The organism is Corynebacterium sp. HMSC05E07 (assembly GCF_001807225.1).
Lineage (GTDB): Bacteria > Actinomycetota > Actinomycetes > Mycobacteriales > Mycobacteriaceae > Corynebacterium > Corynebacterium singulare.
This window is the reverse complement of record NZ_KV788225.1, coordinates 73908-89978: the sequence shown is the minus strand read 5'-3', so window position 1 is coordinate 89978 and position 16071 is coordinate 73908. Positions and strand designations below refer to the sequence as shown.

General features: G+C 59.5%; 14 protein-coding genes. 12 read left to right on the top strand and 2 right to left on the bottom strand.

The window, feature by feature from the left end:
- Positions 1 to 3 precede the first annotated feature (3 nt).
- Positions 4 to 759 carry a YebC/PmpR family DNA-binding transcriptional regulator gene (locus tag HMPREF3149_RS06475; RefSeq protein ID WP_042531118.1) on the top strand — a complete coding sequence of 252 codons (756 nt, stop codon included), beginning with the start codon at positions 4 to 6 and terminating at the stop codon, positions 757 to 759.
- Between the two features lie 13 nt (positions 760 to 772).
- Here HMPREF3149_RS06475 and HMPREF3149_RS06470 read toward each other — a convergent pair whose 3' ends face one another.
- Complete coding sequence (locus tag HMPREF3149_RS06470; RefSeq protein WP_246819956.1) at positions 773 to 1159, bottom strand: nitroreductase family protein; 387 nt, start codon at positions 1157 to 1159, stop codon at positions 773 to 775.
- 136 nt (positions 1160 to 1295) lie between these two features.
- Here HMPREF3149_RS06470 and ruvC point away from each other — a divergent pair, with 136 nt between their 5' ends.
- The 11 genes from ruvC to HMPREF3149_RS06415 all read left to right on the top strand — a co-directional run bounded on the left by ruvC (position 1296) and on the right by HMPREF3149_RS06415 (position 14734).
- On the top strand, positions 1296 to 1910 hold the full coding sequence (gene ruvC, locus HMPREF3149_RS06465) for a crossover junction endodeoxyribonuclease RuvC (RefSeq protein ID WP_070537176.1): 615 nt from the start codon (positions 1296 to 1298) through the stop codon (positions 1908 to 1910).
- 9 nt (positions 1911 to 1919) lie between these two features.
- A complete protein-coding gene (gene ruvA / locus HMPREF3149_RS06460) occupies positions 1920 to 2528 on the top strand; it encodes a Holliday junction branch migration protein RuvA (RefSeq protein WP_070537175.1) in 609 nt (202 codons plus the stop codon).
- Between the two features lie 13 nt (positions 2529 to 2541).
- Positions 2542 to 3627 carry a Holliday junction branch migration DNA helicase RuvB gene (gene ruvB, locus HMPREF3149_RS06455; RefSeq protein ID WP_070537174.1) on the top strand — a complete coding sequence of 362 codons (1086 nt, stop codon included), beginning with the start codon at positions 2542 to 2544 and terminating at the stop codon, positions 3625 to 3627.
- 39 nt (positions 3628 to 3666) lie between these two features.
- Positions 3667 to 3999 carry a preprotein translocase subunit YajC gene (gene yajC, locus HMPREF3149_RS06450; protein WP_070537173.1) on the top strand — a complete coding sequence of 111 codons (333 nt, stop codon included), beginning with the start codon at positions 3667 to 3669 and terminating at the stop codon, positions 3997 to 3999.
- A 186-nt stretch (positions 4000 to 4185) separates the two neighbouring features.
- Positions 4186 to 6087, top strand: coding sequence for a protein translocase subunit SecD (gene secD / locus HMPREF3149_RS06445; protein ID WP_070537172.1), 1902 nt, complete (start codon positions 4186 to 4188; stop codon positions 6085 to 6087).
- 3 nt (positions 6088 to 6090) lie between these two features.
- A complete protein-coding gene (gene secF, locus HMPREF3149_RS06440) occupies positions 6091 to 7227 on the top strand; it encodes a protein translocase subunit SecF (protein ID WP_042531105.1) in 1137 nt (378 codons plus the stop codon).
- A gap of 3 nt (positions 7228 to 7230) precedes the next feature.
- Positions 7231 to 8844, top strand: a complete 1614-nt coding sequence (locus HMPREF3149_RS06435) for an ABC transporter substrate-binding protein (RefSeq protein WP_070537171.1) — start codon at positions 7231 to 7233, stop codon at positions 8842 to 8844.
- Entirely contained in the window at positions 8841 to 9395 is a 555-nt protein-coding gene (locus HMPREF3149_RS06430; protein ID WP_042531101.1) for an adenine phosphoribosyltransferase, read from the top strand. Before HMPREF3149_RS06435 ends, HMPREF3149_RS06430 begins: the two co-directional genes overlap by 4 nt.
- A 35-nt stretch (positions 9396 to 9430) precedes the next feature.
- Positions 9431 to 11725, top strand: coding sequence for a RelA/SpoT family protein (locus HMPREF3149_RS06425; RefSeq protein ID WP_070537170.1), 2295 nt, complete (start codon positions 9431 to 9433; stop codon positions 11723 to 11725).
- 169 nt (positions 11726 to 11894) lie between these two features.
- Positions 11895 to 14069 carry a bifunctional metallophosphatase/5'-nucleotidase gene (locus HMPREF3149_RS06420; protein ID WP_070537169.1) on the top strand — a complete coding sequence of 725 codons (2175 nt, stop codon included), beginning with the start codon at positions 11895 to 11897 and terminating at the stop codon, positions 14067 to 14069.
- 113 nt (positions 14070 to 14182) lie between these two features.
- The gene (locus tag HMPREF3149_RS06415; RefSeq protein ID WP_070537168.1) at positions 14183 to 14734 is read left to right on the top strand and encodes a DUF421 domain-containing protein; all 552 of its coding nucleotides are present in this window, start codon (positions 14183 to 14185) and stop codon (positions 14732 to 14734) included.
- Positions 14735 to 14927: 193 nt separating this feature from the next.
- Here the strand turns inward: HMPREF3149_RS06415 and HMPREF3149_RS06410 are convergent, their stop codons facing one another.
- Complete coding sequence (locus HMPREF3149_RS06410; RefSeq protein ID WP_070537167.1) at positions 14928 to 16037, bottom strand: HNH endonuclease signature motif containing protein; 1110 nt, start codon at positions 16035 to 16037, stop codon at positions 14928 to 14930.
- Between the last annotated feature and the right edge of the window lie 34 nt (positions 16038 to 16071).

The following is a 16071-nucleotide window of genomic DNA, read 5'->3' as shown; positions in this document are numbered from 1 at the left end:
GACATGTCAGGCCACTCCAAATGGGCAACTACCAAGCACAAGAAGGCGGCTAACGATGCCAAGCGTGGCAAGGAGTTTGCCAAGCTGATTAAGAACATCGAGGTCGCGGCACGCACCGGCGGCGGCGATCCCGCGGCAAACCCCACCCTCGATGACATGATTAAGAAGGCCAAGAAGGCCTCGGTTCCGAATGACAACATTGAGCGCGCCCGCAAGCGTGGCTCCGGCGAGGAAGCTGGCGGTGCCGACTGGGAAACCATTATGTACGAAGGCTATGGCCCCAATGGTGTGGCCATGCTCATCGAGTGCCTGACGGATAACCGCAACCGCGCTGCTACCGACGTTCGCACGGCGATGTCCAAGAACGGCGGCAACCTGGGTGAGTCGGGCTCTGTGGCCTACATGTTCTCGCGCACCGGCCTTGTCTTCGTAGAGAAGGGCGAGCAGAGCGAGGATGACATTCTCCTCGCCGTACTGGAAGCCGGTGCAGAAGAAGTCAAGGATAACGGCGAGAAGTTCGAGATTACCTGCGCCCCGGGTGATATTCCGGCTGTGCGCGAGGCTCTGGGAGAAGCCGATATTGAGGTCGATGACACCGATACCGACTTCCGCGCCTCTGTTGAGGTGCCGCTGCAGGCCGATGACGCACGTAAGATTTTCCGCCTCATCGACGCGCTCGAGGACTCTGACGATGTCCAGAACGTGTACACCAACATGGATCTCAGCGATGAGGTCGTCGCTGAGCTCGATGCTGACTAGAGGTGCGTCCTAGCTACGCCAAGCTAAGGCCGTCGATGCCGTGCACCATCACGGTTTCCGAGAGTGGCGCGCGGCCCGGATCGGTCTTGAATACCGGACTGGTCTCGTCGGCCTTGCCAAAGGTAATGGCGGCGAGCTGCTGCGAGCGCTGGGGGTGAACGCCCTCACCGTAGTCAGTGGTGAAGTCCGGAGTGATGCCCTTGGTGTCGAACTCCTTGATGAGAGCAGCGCTCAGGTCCTTCAGCGTCTGGCCACCTACGAGGTGGATGTTCCACGGCTGGGTGTTGGAATTGGAGGGGGCGGATTGGGCGTCGATAAGCACCTGCTCAATGACGTCAGTCGGAATGGGGTCCGGCAAAAATTCTCGTGGGGAGTGGCGGGATCGGATGAATTCTGACAATTCTTTTGAATGTGCAGATATGCGGGCCACTGTACGCCTGCGCGGCTGAATCCTCTGGGGCCGGTCAGTATCGTTGCCCGAACTAGAACACGTGTGTGTACACTAGCTCGTGGTAGTAAACGGCAAGGAGGCGGCGATGAACCTGGAGGGTTTGCGTGTCATGGGCATCGACCCGGGGCTCACGCGTTGCGGCTTGTCGGTTGTGCAAGCAGGGCGTGGTCGCGCAGTTATCCCCATTGCCGTTGGCGTGGTGCGCACGCCCAGTGACAAGGATTTGGGGGAGCGTCTTAAGCGCCTTTCGGTGGCTGTGCGGGAATGGATGGATGACTATCAGCCGCACGTTGTGGCTCTCGAGCGCGTATTCGAACGTGGTGAAGTGTCCACGGTTATGCAGACCGCCCACGCGGTGGGCGTCCTTGTTCTTGCGGCAGCTGAGCGGGACATCCCGGTGCATATGTACACGCCGTCTGAAGTCAAAAAGGCTGTGTCCGGCAACGGGCGCGCAGATAAGAAACAGATGACGGCTATGATTACCCGTATTCTTGGGCTGAGCGAAGCCCCTAAACCCGCGGACGCGGCCGATGCTTTGGCGTTGGCGGTGTGCCACTGCTGGAGAGCGCCTGCCCTAGCATGGGTAAACGGTAGCGATCCCAGCGCCGGAGTGGGGGCCGGCGCCCGTACAAGCGGGGTTCGGGGTTCCTCGCCGCGTACGGCATCCGTGTCCCGCCCATCACCGTCCACGAGAAACTAAGGAAGAGTCATGATTGCATCCTTGCGCGGAACTGTACTCGATATCCAGCTCGATCACGTCGTGCTTGAATGCGCGGGCGTGGGCTACAAGGTGCTGGCTACGCCGGCTACCTTGGGTACCCTGCAGCGCGGTGAGGAAGCGCGGGTGATGACGACTCTGGTGGTCAAAGAGGACTCCATGACCCTCTACGGATTCACAAGTACAGATGACCGCGACATGTTCCACGTCTTGCAAACCGTGTCTGGTTTGGGGCCGAAGCTGGCGCTTGCGGCATTGTCCGTGATGGGCGCTGGTGACTTGGCCCAGGCGATCGCGGGGGAGGAGTCTGCGAGGCTGCAGAAGATCCCAGGCGTGGGCAAACGGATGGCGCAGCGCCTCGTACTGGAACTGAAGGACAAGGTGGCGGGGTTTACGCCGGCGCTTTCCGGCGTCTCACCGGCCACCACCCCAGCTGCCAGCGGACCTGTCGTAGACGACGTTGTGGAGGCGCTCGTGGGGCTGGGCTTCACGGACAAAGCGGCGCGCCCCATCGTGGAAGCCGTGGCGAGCGAGCAGCCTGATGCCGCCACGCCAATGGTTTTGCGTGCAGCGCTGAGCCAGCTGGGCGCTAAGAAGTAGGAGAGTGGCAGGAATGTCCGATGTAGAACGTACTGAATTCAAGCTTCCCGATGGCCTTGATCTCACCGCGCCACCGGCGCGCAATCAGGACGTGGATGCTACCGAGCAGCAGGGCGAGCATGACATTGAGCGCTCGCTGCGCCCCAAGTCCCTGGACGAGTTCATCGGCCAGCCCAAGGTACGGGAGCAGCTGTCACTGGTGCTCAATGGCGCGAAGAATCGTGGTGTGACGCCCGACCACGTTTTGCTGTCGGGCCCGCCCGGTCTGGGTAAGACGACGATGGCGATGATTATCGCCCAGGAGCTGGGCACGTCCCTGCGTATGACATCCGGCCCTGCACTGGAACGCGCGGGTGATTTGGCGGCGATGTTGTCCAACTTGATGGAGGGTGATGTTCTCTTCATAGATGAGATCCACCGTATTGCGCGCCCAGCCGAAGAGATGCTCTACATGGCGATGGAGGATTTCCGGATCGATGTCATCGTGGGTAAAGGGCCAGGTGCAACCTCTATTCCGTTGGAGATTCCTCCTTTCACTCTCGTGGGTGCCACGACCCGTGCCGGTATGCTCACCGGGCCGTTGCGTGACCGTTTCGGTTTTACCGCGCAGATGGAGTACTACGACACCTCGGACCTCACCAAGGTGATTACACGCGCTGCCACCATTTTGGACGTCGATATCGATAGCGATGCGGCGGTGGAGATTGGTTCGCGTTCCCGTGGTACGCCGCGAATTGCAAACCGCCTGCTGCGCCGTGTGCGGGACTACGCTGAGGTCAATGGTGATGGGCACATCGATGTGGCTGCCGCACAAGGTGCTTTGAAAGTCTTCGACGTGGACGAACGCGGGCTCGACCGCCTCGACCGTGCGGTACTTGAGGCGCTCATTAAAGGCCATGGGGGAGGACCTGTCGGTGTGAATACTCTTGCTATTGCGGTAGGTGAGGAGCCATCCACGGTTGAGGAGGTCTGCGAGCCTTACCTTGTTCGTGCGGGCATGATTTCCCGCACTGGGCGCGGACGTGTGGCGACTGCTGCTGCGTGGCAGCACCTAGGCCTTGAAGCTCCGGACGGAGCCTTAGGCGGCGGCCTGTTTTGATTGGCCCGTTCGGTGGGATTTCTGGCACACTAGCCTTCTATGAATGGTACTCAACTAGTTCTACTCCTCGTCCTCGCCGTCCTTGTTATTCTACCGAGCTTCATGACGATGCGCGCGCAACGTAAGCGTCAGAACCAAATGAAGGAGCTGCAGTCTTCTCTGACTCCGGGTCAGGACGTCATCACCGCAGGTGGACTGCACGGCACCGTGGTGGAAACCCACGGTGAACAGATTGATTTGCGAGTCAAAGATGGCACCGTAATGACGTTCGACACGATGGCGATTGTTCGCTCCGCAGCAGTCTCCCAGGGCTCTTCGGAGACTGAGGGCTCGGTGGCCGACGATGCCGACGAGCGCTTCCCCAAGCTCTAAGAAATAGTTGTGCTCGTCACATGATGAGCGCCGCACCTTAAGTCTGTTAAGGGATTCGGCGGTCTATGACGTACGATGATGGACTGTGCTTTAGTCATAGTGCGGTGAAGTCCTCGGCTACGCTGTAGCAATCGCCGTCATGACCTTTGAGTTTTAGCCCTGTTCCTCACAACACAGGAGATCTTTGTGTCCGCATCCAAACGTGGTGGTGTCAGCACCAGCCAACGGCAATGGCCCAAGCGCGCTCTGGCGCTCTTTGCGCTCATTGTCATTGTGATTTATGCCCTCATTTTCTTGACCGGCAACAAGTCGGCGACGCCAAAGCTGGGCATCGACCTTCAGGGTGGTACCCGTGTCACCCTCGTCCCACAGGGCGACGAGCCCACCCAGGACCAGCTGCAGCAAGCCCGCACCATCCTTGAGCAGCGTGTCAACGGCATGGGCGTGTCCGGCTCCGAGGTTGTCATTAACGGCTCCACCCTGGTCATCACCGTGCCAGGAGAGGATGCTTCCCAGGCGCAGGCAGTGGGACAGACTTCCCAGCTGCTGTTCCGTCCGGTAGGCGAGCAGCCGATGCCGGAACTGGAGAAACTTGAGAAGACGATGACCGACATGGCCAACCGCTGGGTCAAGTACGGCATTACTACGCCTGAGCACGCCAATGAAGCGTTGGCCTCCATCCATGAAGCGCTCAACTCGGCGAATGATCCAGCCGCCGCGGCCGAAGGCAAGGATGCAGAAAAGAAGGACGAGAAGAAGTCCAAGGCTCCGACTGTCAGCGACACGCCGTTGCCGAAGCCGGCTAACTCCGTCGAGGAGAACCAGCGCCGCGATGAGGTCAATGACGTACTCCTCAAGGACCGCCAGTCCGAGGACCCGACCGCCCAGACCGCAGCGCTTGGCCTGTTGACGTGTGACGCTGAAACCGACCCGTTGGCGGGCACGGACGACCCGGCTAAGCCGCTGGTGGCGTGTGACTACTCCAACCAGCAGCCCTATGTACTGAATCCGGCCCCGCTGCTGGCGGGCATCACCGACCCCAAGGGCACCCGCCTTACCGGTAACGAAATCGACACTGACGCGCCGATTACCGGAGGCCTTAACCCGCAGACTGGTCAGATGGAGATTGGCTTTGCGTTCAAGACGGGCACCGGCCCCAACGGTTCGCAGACCTGGGCCGACCTCACCCAGGAGTACCTGAAGAAGCAGGTCGCCATCACCCTGGACTCCGCAGTCATTTCCGCCCCGGTCATCCAGGGGGCCACCCCGGTGGGCTCCGCGACCTCCATTACCGGTGACTTCACCCAGGAGGAAGCCCAGAACCTGGCCAATAACCTGCGTTATGGCGCGCTTCCGCTGTCCTTCACTGGCGCTAACGGCGAGCCAGGTGGCACGGTGGAGACCGTCCCGCCGTCCCTGGGTAAGGCTGCCCTCGATGCCGCCCTTATCGCCGGCATTGTTGGTTTCATTCTCGTGGCCGCCTACGCCGTCTACTACTTCCGCCTCCTGTCATGGGTCTCCCTGTTCCTGCTCATTGTGACGGGCATTCTGACCTACGGCGCCCTGGTCCTGCTGGGCCGCTGGATTGGTTACTCCCTTGACCTTTCTGGCATGGCCGGTTTGGTCATCGGTATCGGTGCGACCGCCGACTCCTTCGTGGTGTACTACGAGCGCATCAAGGATGAGCTGCTGGAAGGCCGCACTTTCCGCTCGGCTACACGCACTGCGTGGGAGCGCTCACGCTCGACCATCGTCACCGGTAACGCCGTGACCCTTATCGGTGCCGTCGTCGTCTACTTCCTAGCCATCGGTGAGGTCAAGGGCTTCGCCTTCACCATGGGCTTGACCACGGTCTTCGACCTTCTGGTTTCCTTCCTGGTGATGGCTCCGATCATGCAGATTATTGGCCGTCGCCCGGTGTACGCCAAGCCTTCCATGAATGGTCTTGGCGGTATCTACAACCTGGTGGAAGAGCGCCGCGAGCGCGGTTATTACGCCAAGAAGGCGGACACGGAGAAGCCCGCTACTGGTGATGCCCCGAGGGGCGTCGCCAAGCCCATTGCGGCCGCTACGGACGAGGAGAAGTAAACCATGGCTGTCGATACCACCACCCGCAAGATTTCCCGCATGGACCGCCTCTATGAGGATGAGGGCGGATTCGATTTCGTTGGTCGTTCCAAGACCTGGTACACCATTGCCGGTGTACTCCTCGTTGCCTCGATTCTGGCGATTGCACTCCGTGGCTTTACTCTGTCCCTTGATTTCGAGGGCGGCACTAAGCTGTCGATGCCAGCGGGTGACCTCACCACTGAACAGGTGGAGGAGACGTTCACCGAAGCTACCGGCGTTGAACCGGAGCTTGTGCAAATCGTTGGCGCTGGCTCCTCAGAGACTCTGGAAGTGACCTCTGAGAGACTTTCCCACGAACAGGTCGACCAAGCCCGCTTGGCAATCTTCGAGAAATTCCAGGTCGAGGATGAGAACGGCAAGCCAAGCCCTGACGCTATCGGTTCCTCTACCGTGTCGGAATCGTGGGGCTCGTCCATCACAAAGCGCATGATTATCGCCATGGCGATCTTCTTGGCAGTCGCGACTATCTACGTGGCCGTGCGCCTGCAGCGCGACATGGCTTTTGCCGCCATCCTGGCCCTCATCTTCGACGGCGTCTTCATCGCCGGCATCTATGCCCTCTTCGGCTTTGAGGTCTCTCCGGCAGTTATCATCGGTCTGTTGACCGTGCTGACCTTCTCCCTCTACGACTCGGTCATCGTTTTCGACAAGGTTGATGAAAATACCTCCGGGCTGGAGGGGCAGCGATCGAAGACGTACGCGGAGCTCACCAACTTGGCCATCAACCAAACTGTGATGCGTTCGATTTCCACCTCGGTTATTTCTGCGCTGCCGATTATTGCGCTGTTCGTCGTCGCCATCTGGCTGATGGGTATCGGTACCTTGCGCGACTTGGCCCTGATCCAGTTCATCGGCGTCATCGAGGGCATTTTCTCCTCTATCTTCTTCGCCACCACGCTGTTGGTTACCTTGGCCAACCAGCGTAAGAGCGTGAAGAAGCACAATGCCGCTGTTGCGGACTACCGCGCAGCTGGTCCGGCAATTGCCAACGGTGCTCACACGTCTGATAAGGCCGTGCGCACCGTGACGTCTCCGGCGGCACCGTCTCAGCCGCGCAGCGAGGATACCGGCAGCGCCTCTTGGCGTCCAGGACGCTAAGCCGTGCGACGCTCACTAGGGGCGGCACTGCTCGCGATCGCGGTGACCGCCTCCGCCTGCGGGGATACCCAGGAAGCAGCGCTTGACGACGTCCCCCCAACCCCCGACTTCGGCCTCCTCACCGATGCCCGCCTTGCCAGCACCAACGCCGCTACGCACTGGGGTGAAGCGGTCGGTGCGGCCCAGCTGTCGAGCCGCATCTATCCCTCGATGTACGTCCCCGGACCGGCGGGTCAGATCATCCCTAATTCTGATCTTGCCGATGCCCAATATTTTCCAGCAGATGCCGAGCACCCCGGAGCGCATGTTGATTTCACGTTGACCGAGCAGGCGCGTTTCTCCGACGGCGTCCCCGTGACCTGTGATGACTACCTTCTGACTTTCACCGCGGGCGTGCTGAGCGAGACATTTGGCTCGCATCTGCCGCTGATGAACGATATTGCGGCGCTCGAGTGTGCACCAGGCTCGAAGAAGTTCACGGTCTGGTTCCAGCCTGACTCCGGTTCGCGGTGGCGTTATCTCTTCGGATCCGGCACTGTCCTCCCGGCACACACCATCGCGCGCCGAGTCGATATGAGCATGGAAGAGCTCAACGCAGCCTTGCACTCTCAAGACCCCGGCGTGTTGGTGGACGTGGCCAACACGTGGCGGGAAGGCTTTTCCACTGAGCCTGGTCATTTTGACCCTGAACTGCAAGTATCCTTTGGTCCCTATGTCATTGACAAGGTTGAGGAGTCGGGGGCCATCGTGCTCAAGGCCAACGAGTCGTATTACGGTGATAAACCCGAACTCGACACGGTCGTTGTCTGGCCGGATACGGCCGATGCCGCCGCTCTCCGCGAGTCTGGGGAGCTCCGTGTTGCCGAATCTCATCTTAAGGATCCCGCATGGCTGGATCGCAACGCGGAGGGGAATCCTTTCGATGTGACGCCGATGGTTGGAACATTGACCGACACCTTGACCTTTTCTGACTACGGTGTCCTGGCAGAGCCGTGGGCTCGCCAGGCCTTTGCCGCGTGTGTTGATGCTCCGCGGCTGGCGGAAGCTGCGAGCCGACAGTCTGGGGTGGAGGTTCCGCCGGTGACGGTGCGAACCGTGCGCCACGATGATCCGGTGGCGGCGCAGATGGCCTCGCTCACCATGGTGCCGGTGGAGCCAAGCATTGCCGGAGGGCTGGCCGGAACCACCATCGGGGTGGGGTATCTCGCTCCTAACCCGCGCTATGCGGCCATGGTTGAGGAGCTGCGCGCTGTGTGTGAGCCTTCTGGCATCTCGATCGAGGATCGCTCCGGTGATCGAGTTACCCGCGAGCACTTGGATGCCGATCCCACGACGGGCCTGCCGGGCATCGACGTATTTCTCGGTGCTGTAGATCCGATGCATGAGTATCCCGCGCCGAACTCAAGCGTGAAGAATTCCCGCTCCCTCCATGACTTGGAACAACGTCTGTGGGAGGAATTACCTTCTATTCCGGTTGCCGCTCAGCCGCGTACCTTTATTGTCGATCGCACTGTCACTGGCGTCGTGCCCTACACTGGCCCTGCGGGCATCGGATGGAACCTCGACCGCTGGGCCGACACCAAAGACGAAGAAACCGAAGCAAAGGAAGAGTCGTGAGCGAGATTTACGCTGCAGCAGCACAAGCTTTGAAAGACAAGGTTCGCCTTGTCCAAGACTTCCCGGAAGAAGGCATACTTTTTGAAGATTTGACGCCGGTTTTAGCGGATGCAGAAAGCTTCACTGCAGTGGTTGATGGTCTGGCCAAGGCCTGTGAGGATCTCGGCGCCGACATGGTGGGTGGCCTCGATGCTCGCGGCTTCCTTCTTGGATCTGCTGTGGCGTACAAACTTGGCATGGGAATCTTGGCCATCCGCAAGAAGGGCAAGCTGCCGCCGCCAGTGCTCACCCAAGAGTATGAGCTGGAGTATGGCAGTGCGGCACTGGAGATTCCTGACAGTGGTATCGACATCAAGGGCAAGCGCATCGTGCTTGTCGACGATGTCCTTGCCACCGGTGGCACCCTCTACGGCGCCAAGCTGTTGCTTGAGGCCGCTGGGGCAGAGGTCGCTGGCAATGTTGTCGTGCTGGAAGTCAACGGGCTGCAGGGACGCGCGCGCCTTGAAGGAAAACCGCTGGTTGTGCTGAATCAGATGGGCGCGGCGGACTAGGCTTGTATGCCTAAGCTACTTCGCGAAAGGCATACATGACTGAGAAGCAGGATAAAGTTGCGTGGCGGCCGAGCGGAGTGCGCGGCATGTCCGCACGCCTCGCACGGTCCCTGACCGGTGGCCGGGTGAAGATTAACCCGGCGCTCGATCCGCTGATGTCTATCCATCGGGAGTTTCACCCGAAGGCGGACGCAGAGATGCTCAATAATGCGTATGCCACAGCGGAGCGTCTTCATGAGGGGGTCTTCCGTAAGTCGGGAGAGCCCTACATCACCCATCCTTTGGCCGTGGCGACTATTGCTGCGGAGATTGGTATGGATACCACTACCGTGGCTGCGGCTTTGCTGCACGACACCGTGGAAGATACGGACTACTCGCTTGAGGATTTAACGCGCGATTTTGGTCCGGAGGTTGCTCGGCTTGTCGACGGCGTCACGAAGCTCGACAAAGTTGCCCTCGGCGCCGCTGCAGAGGCGGAGACGATTCGCAAGATGATCGTCGCGATGGCAACCGACCCTCGCGTGCTCGTTATCAAGGTGTGCGATCGCCTCCACAACATGCGTACGATGCGTTTTCTGCCGCCGGAGAAGCAGGCGAAGAAAGCGCGTCAAACTCTTGATGTCATCGCTCCTCTGGCGCACCGCCTGGGTATGGCGAGCGTGAAGTGGGAGTTGGAAGACTTGGCCTTCGCCATCCTGTACCCGAAGAAGTACGACGAGATCGTGCGCATGGTGGCCGACCGAGCGCCTTCCCGCGACCGCGCCCTCAAAGAGATTAAGGCCCAGGTGAGCCAGGCTCTGAAAGAGAACGGAATTGAGGCGGAGGTTATGGGCCGCCCGAAGCACTACTGGTCGATTTACCAGAAGATGATTGTGCGCGGGCGTGACTTTGCGGAGATCTTCGACCTCGTTGGTATCCGAATCTTGGTCGATGACATCAACTCTTGCTATGCCGCCATCGGTGTGGTTCACTCGCTCTACCAGGCGCTTCCCGGCCGCTTTAAGGACTACATTTCCTCTCCGCGTTTTGGTGTCTACCAGTCGCTCCATACGACGGTGATCGCCGCAGGTGGTTCTACCCTGGAGGTCCAGGTACGCACGCACGAGATGCACTATAACGCCGAGTTCGGCGTGGCCGCGCACTGGCGCTACAAGGAAACTAAGGGCAAGAATTCGGGCCATCAGGAAGAAGTGGATCAGATGGCGTGGATGCGCCAGCTGCTGGATTGGCAGAAGGAAGCCGCCGATCCTAACGAATTCCTTGACTCGCTGCGGTATGACCTCACCGCCAAGCAGATTTTTGCCTTTACCCCGAAGGGCGATGTGGTCAACCTTCCTGCTGGGTCGACTCCCGTGGATTTTGCCTATGCCGTGCACACTGAGGTGGGGCACAGGTGCATTGGCGCCAAGGTCAACGGCAAGCTCGTAGCTCTGGAGTCCGAGCTGAAATCCGGTGACAAGGTTGAGATCTTTACCTCCAAGGACCCCAACGCGGGCCCCTCGCGCGACTGGCAAGATTTCCTTGTCTCCCCGCGCGCGAAGACCAAGGTGCGTCAGTGGTTTGCCAAGGAACGCCGCGAGGAACACCTCGAGGCAGGTCGCGACGCTTTGGCCGCCGAAGTTCAACGCGGCGGCCTTCCCATGCATCGTCTGTTTACGGCCAGCTCTATGAAGCAGGTGGCCGAACAGCTGCATTACCCAGATGTCGATGCGCTCTACACCGCGATTGGTGCCGGCCACGTTTCAGCCCAGCACGTAGCCAACCAGCTCATGGCGCTCTTCGGGGATCAGGACGACGCCGTCGATGCCTTGGCCTCTCGCACCCCGCTCAGCGAGATTGAGAGCTCCCGTGCACAACACACCAAGGATTCTGCTGCCGGCACCGGCATCCTCGTCGAAGGCAGCCCCGATGTCATGGCAAAGTTGGCCAAGTGCTGCCAGCCCGTGCCTGGCGACGCCATCTTCGGCTTCGTCACCCGCGGCGGGGGAGTCTCTGTCCATCGCGCTGATTGCACTAACGCTGAAAAGCTGAAGGCCGAACCGGAACGCATGATGAAGGTCGAGTGGGCTGGTGGCCCGAAGTCTTCGGGAGCCTTCTCCGCTACTCTTCAGCTCGAGGCTTTGGACCGCCAGGGCCTGTTGTTCGAGCTCACCCGCATCTTCAGCGATCAGAGCCTTAACGTGCTGTCGATGACCTCCAACCGTGGAGACGACCACATCGCCACCGTTCGCTTTACCTTCTCCGTTTCTGATACCAAGCAGCTCGGCCAGCTCATGACCACGCTGCGCAATACCGAAGGCGTCTTTGACGTTTACCGCGTAACCGCATAGGTCTTCACCCCCGTCAGGGGGGCGAGCTTAAACCCTTGCTGTCTCCTGGGTAACGCGTGGATGAATGTTGAGTGAAGGGGCTGGTGGAGGCGTCGTGAAGCACTGCGTCATTGTGACCGATGCGTTATAAACACGAGAGTAAGATTCCTCTCATACCCAGGAGACTCCCGTGAATTTCCGTCGCTTTGGTCAGCTACTGGCCGCCACCACCGTTACCGCCGTTGCCGTCTCTGGCGCGCCTGCGTTCGCCGCTGAGGCCGACCAGGTGACCATTTCCGTCACCAACTTCACTGACTTCCACGGCCACCTCGAGCTGGCTGAGAAGTTTGACAAGGACACTAAGGAATTGAGCGGTTACACCGAGATGGGCGCTGCCCGCATGGCTGCCCTCATCAAGTACGTCAACAAAGACCAGGAGTACGCTCTGACGTCCTCCGGTGACAACGTGGGCGGCTCCGCTTTCGTATCGGCTATTTCTGAGGATAAGTACACCAACGAGGCCCTCAACACCATGAACCTCGATGTCACTGCCGTGGGTAACCACGAGTTCGACAAGGGCACTGAGGACCTGATGGACCGCATCGTCAAGGAGTCTGAGTTCCCGATTATCGGTGCGAACGTGACCAAAGACGGCAAGCCTCTCCTCGAGCCTTCCTTCGTGAAGGAAGTCGATGGAGTGAAGATCGGCTTCGTCGGCACCGTCACTGAGAACACCAAGTTCAAGGTATCCGCCGCTGCCATCCCAGGCGTTAAGTTCACTGACCCAGTGGAGGCTACGAATGAGGAAGCCACCCGTCTGAAGGAATCCGGCGAGGCCGACGTTGTTGTCGCACTCATGCACGAGGACGCACAGCAGTTTGCAGAGGGCTTCAACAAGGACGTCGACCTGCTTTTCGGCGGCGACACCCACGTGAAGACCCAGGGCGAGGTCGCCCGTGAGGGCGCACTGCCGCTGTACTGGGCACAGGGCTACGAATACGGCAAGGTGCTGAACGACGCCGACATCACCTACGACAAGGCAGAGAAGAAGATCACCAAGGTCGATCTCACCCAGTACGACGTTGCGGATGCAGAGACCTTCGAACTTCTCAAGGGGCTGGAGGATGATGCAGAGGTTGCCTCCGTCGTCGCCGAGGCCAAGAAGGTAGCCGACGAAGAGGGCTCCAAGACCGCTGGCACCACTGAAAAGGCAATGTACCGCGGTTCTAACGATGGTGAAGATACTGGTACCAACCGCGGCGTGGAGTCCACCCTCAACAACTTCATTGCTGATGGTCAGCGCTACGCTTTGTCGAAGCAGACCAACAAGGAAATCGACCTCGGCGTCATGAATGCCGGTGGTGTTCGTGCCGACCTCAAGGAAGGCGACGTCACCTACAAGGACATCTTCGCCGTCCAGCCGTTCGGCAACTCCGTCATCACGGCTGAGGTTAGCGGCGAAGACTTCATCAAGGCACTGGAGAATCAGTGGAAGCCGGGTCAGTCCCGCCCGCGTCTGGCCTTGGGCCTGTCCAGCAATGTTTCCGTGGTCTATGACCACAAGGCTGAGCAGGGCGAGCGCGTCAAGTCTGTCACTATCGACGGCGAGCCTATCGACCCGAAGAAGAGCTACACCGTTGCTCTGTCTTCCTTCCTTGCTTCGAGCGATACTGAGGAAGGCGGTGACGGTTTCTTCGTGCCGGGTTCGATCAAGAACCGTAACGACGTCGGTTACATGGATACCCAGGCCATGATTGACTACATCGCTTCTGGCGAGTCGAAGGTGCGCACCGGCCAGGGCCAGATTGGTGCCCACATTTCCGGTGAGCTAAAGGCTGGCGAGGAAATCACCATCGACCTGTCCTCCCTCAACTACTCCAATGAGGAGGAGCCGCAGGCAAAGAAGGTTACCGTTGCTCTCGGTGATGTGAAGGCTGAGGCTGACATCGACAACGCTGCTCAGGAAGGCGACAAGGGCTTCGGTGAGCGTGGCCGCGCGACTGTCAAGCTCACTCTGCCGGAGGGCCTCGAGGGAGACCAGAAGCTGACCATCACCACCGATGCCGGCACCGAGGCAGTACTGCCGATCGCTCTGGAGAAGAAGTCGGAACAGCCTTCGGAGACCGAGAAGCCGTCTGAGAGCCCGAAGCCGTCTGAGACCCCGAAGCCGACCACCGAGCCGAAGAAGGACGCTAGCTCCAAATTCGATGGTTCCTCCTTTGGCCTGGGCCTGGGTCTTGGCATTACCACCGCAGTGGCCGCAGCTATTGCGACTGTTCTGGCCACCGTCGGCTTCGTCACCACCGCACTGCCGGCCCCGATCCAGCAGATGATTGAGGAGCTGCGCAAGCAGTTCAACATCTAGATCGTTAAACGCAGTGAGCCCACACTTCGGTGTGGGCTTTTTGCATGCGTGGCTGCCAGGGAAAGGTAAGGTTAAGCACCGTGGAAACTTTGAGGCTTTTTGGACGCGAAGCGATGTACCAGCTCGGTATTGAACCTCACCGCATTCCGGTGGTGATGGTTGCAACCTTCGGCATTTATCTAGCCTTCATGATTCTGGTCAAACTCTTTGGCAGCCGCGTGTTGACTTCAATGACTGCGTCGGATGCGGTCATCATCATTATGTTCGGTGCTGTGGCGGGGCGAGTCATCGTGGGAAATCCACCGACGCTGGCTGCGGGCGTCATCGGCCTCTTCACTCTCATGCTGCTTGAGGCAGCCTTTGGTACTTTCCGCCAGTTCGTTAGGTGGTCGAAGTTCATCGATCGTCGCCCAGTGCTCCTCGTTTATAAGGGAGAACTGCAAGAGGACAATATGGCCTTCGCTCACATCACGGATCGTGATGTAAATTCAGCGGTGCGTAAGGCAGGGCTCGGCCGTCGTACGGACGTCCAGCTCATGATTCTGGAACCCACAGGCCATATCTCAGTCATCCGACGAGGCCAGCTTGTCGACGCCTCCGTGTTCAAAGACGTCCTTGGCTCTGAGCGCATCGAAGAGGTCGAGGAGGACGACTCTCACAACTAGGGGAGCTGTAGCGAATACCGACGGACCCGCCAACCTCCTCTGGTTGGCGGGTTTCGCCGTCTCTGCGCGTGCCTCCACTAGCTGTGGGATCGCTGAAGTGCCCGCTGACCATGGTGTGGTTGGCGGGTTTCAGCGTTGCGGTGCGGGTGCGTGGTTTGGCGTTCCGGTGCTCGCGTTGCCTAATTGCGAGCGTTTAGCCTGCACCCGGTGGGTCGGGTGGTTGCCCTGTGGCTTGTCCTGTTGTTTGTTCGGCGGCGAGTCTGGTTGTGGCTTCTTGGTATTCGGGCATGGCGGTTATCGGTGCACCCCAGGGTGGGATGTAGCTCACCCCGGTGTTCAGTCGGAACATGTAACCACGCCCGGTGGGGCGTTTGGGGTCATCGTCGTTAATGCCGTTGTGGTAGGCGCATAGGAAGGTGAGGTTTTTGAGGTTGGTGAATCCTCCTGCCTGCCAGGGGATGAGGTGGTGGACTTCGCAGTAATCAGCTGGTTTGTTGCAGCCGGGCCTAGAGCAGGTTTGGAATTCGGCAGCCAGGCTGATGCGTTGTTTCCAGCTGGCATGCCGCTTAATCCGATAAGAGTTCACTGGGCCTTCAAGGGGGTGGATGATGGTGGCGTAGCCAATCTCGGCAAACTTGTGGGCTAAGAATTCTTCCCCGGTCATGCGTGCGCCGTTGGTGAGGTTAAGTTCTATTTCCTCCCCATCACCGTTAATGATTTGGTCGAGCTCGTTGAGGGTGACAACGACTTGAGCATGTACGGCGGGTTTGGTGCCAATACCACCGGTGACAATGACGGTGCGGGCAGCATCAAACAGGTTTGTTCTATTAACGGATTCTAGGGTTCCGCGGATGTCGGCGATGACGGTCGGGGCGTCGGTGATGGTGATGGAGTTAGGTCCCTTAGAGCGGTAGGTGAAGCGGACTCCGGGTTTGGCGGTGCGCTTGGACTTAAGCTCCTTTAAAAGCTTGGTGGCGACGTGGCGGATTTTGTGGGCGGGGGTGCCGGCAAGCTTGATGCGTAGGTTCCAGGCATCGAGGTCTTTTTTGACTTTGGCGGTGTAGGACTCGATCAGGGTGAGAATGCTAAGGCTATGTTGTTGTGCCATCGCGGCGGTGCGTGCTTTGCGTTGTTTGCCGGTGAAGCGGGTTTGCCCGAAGTAGGTGCGGTGGAGGTGGGAAAGCTCAGTGGCATCGGCTGGGTCGGCGCCGAGCGCGCGGAGCTCATCGGGTGAGCTGGTGGCTTGTTCCACTAGCGCGATCCCCGAGTTGCGGTAGTGGAAGTAGGTTTCTAGTACCCCCATGGCCACGAAGCTTAAAACAGGCCCACCAACCCCG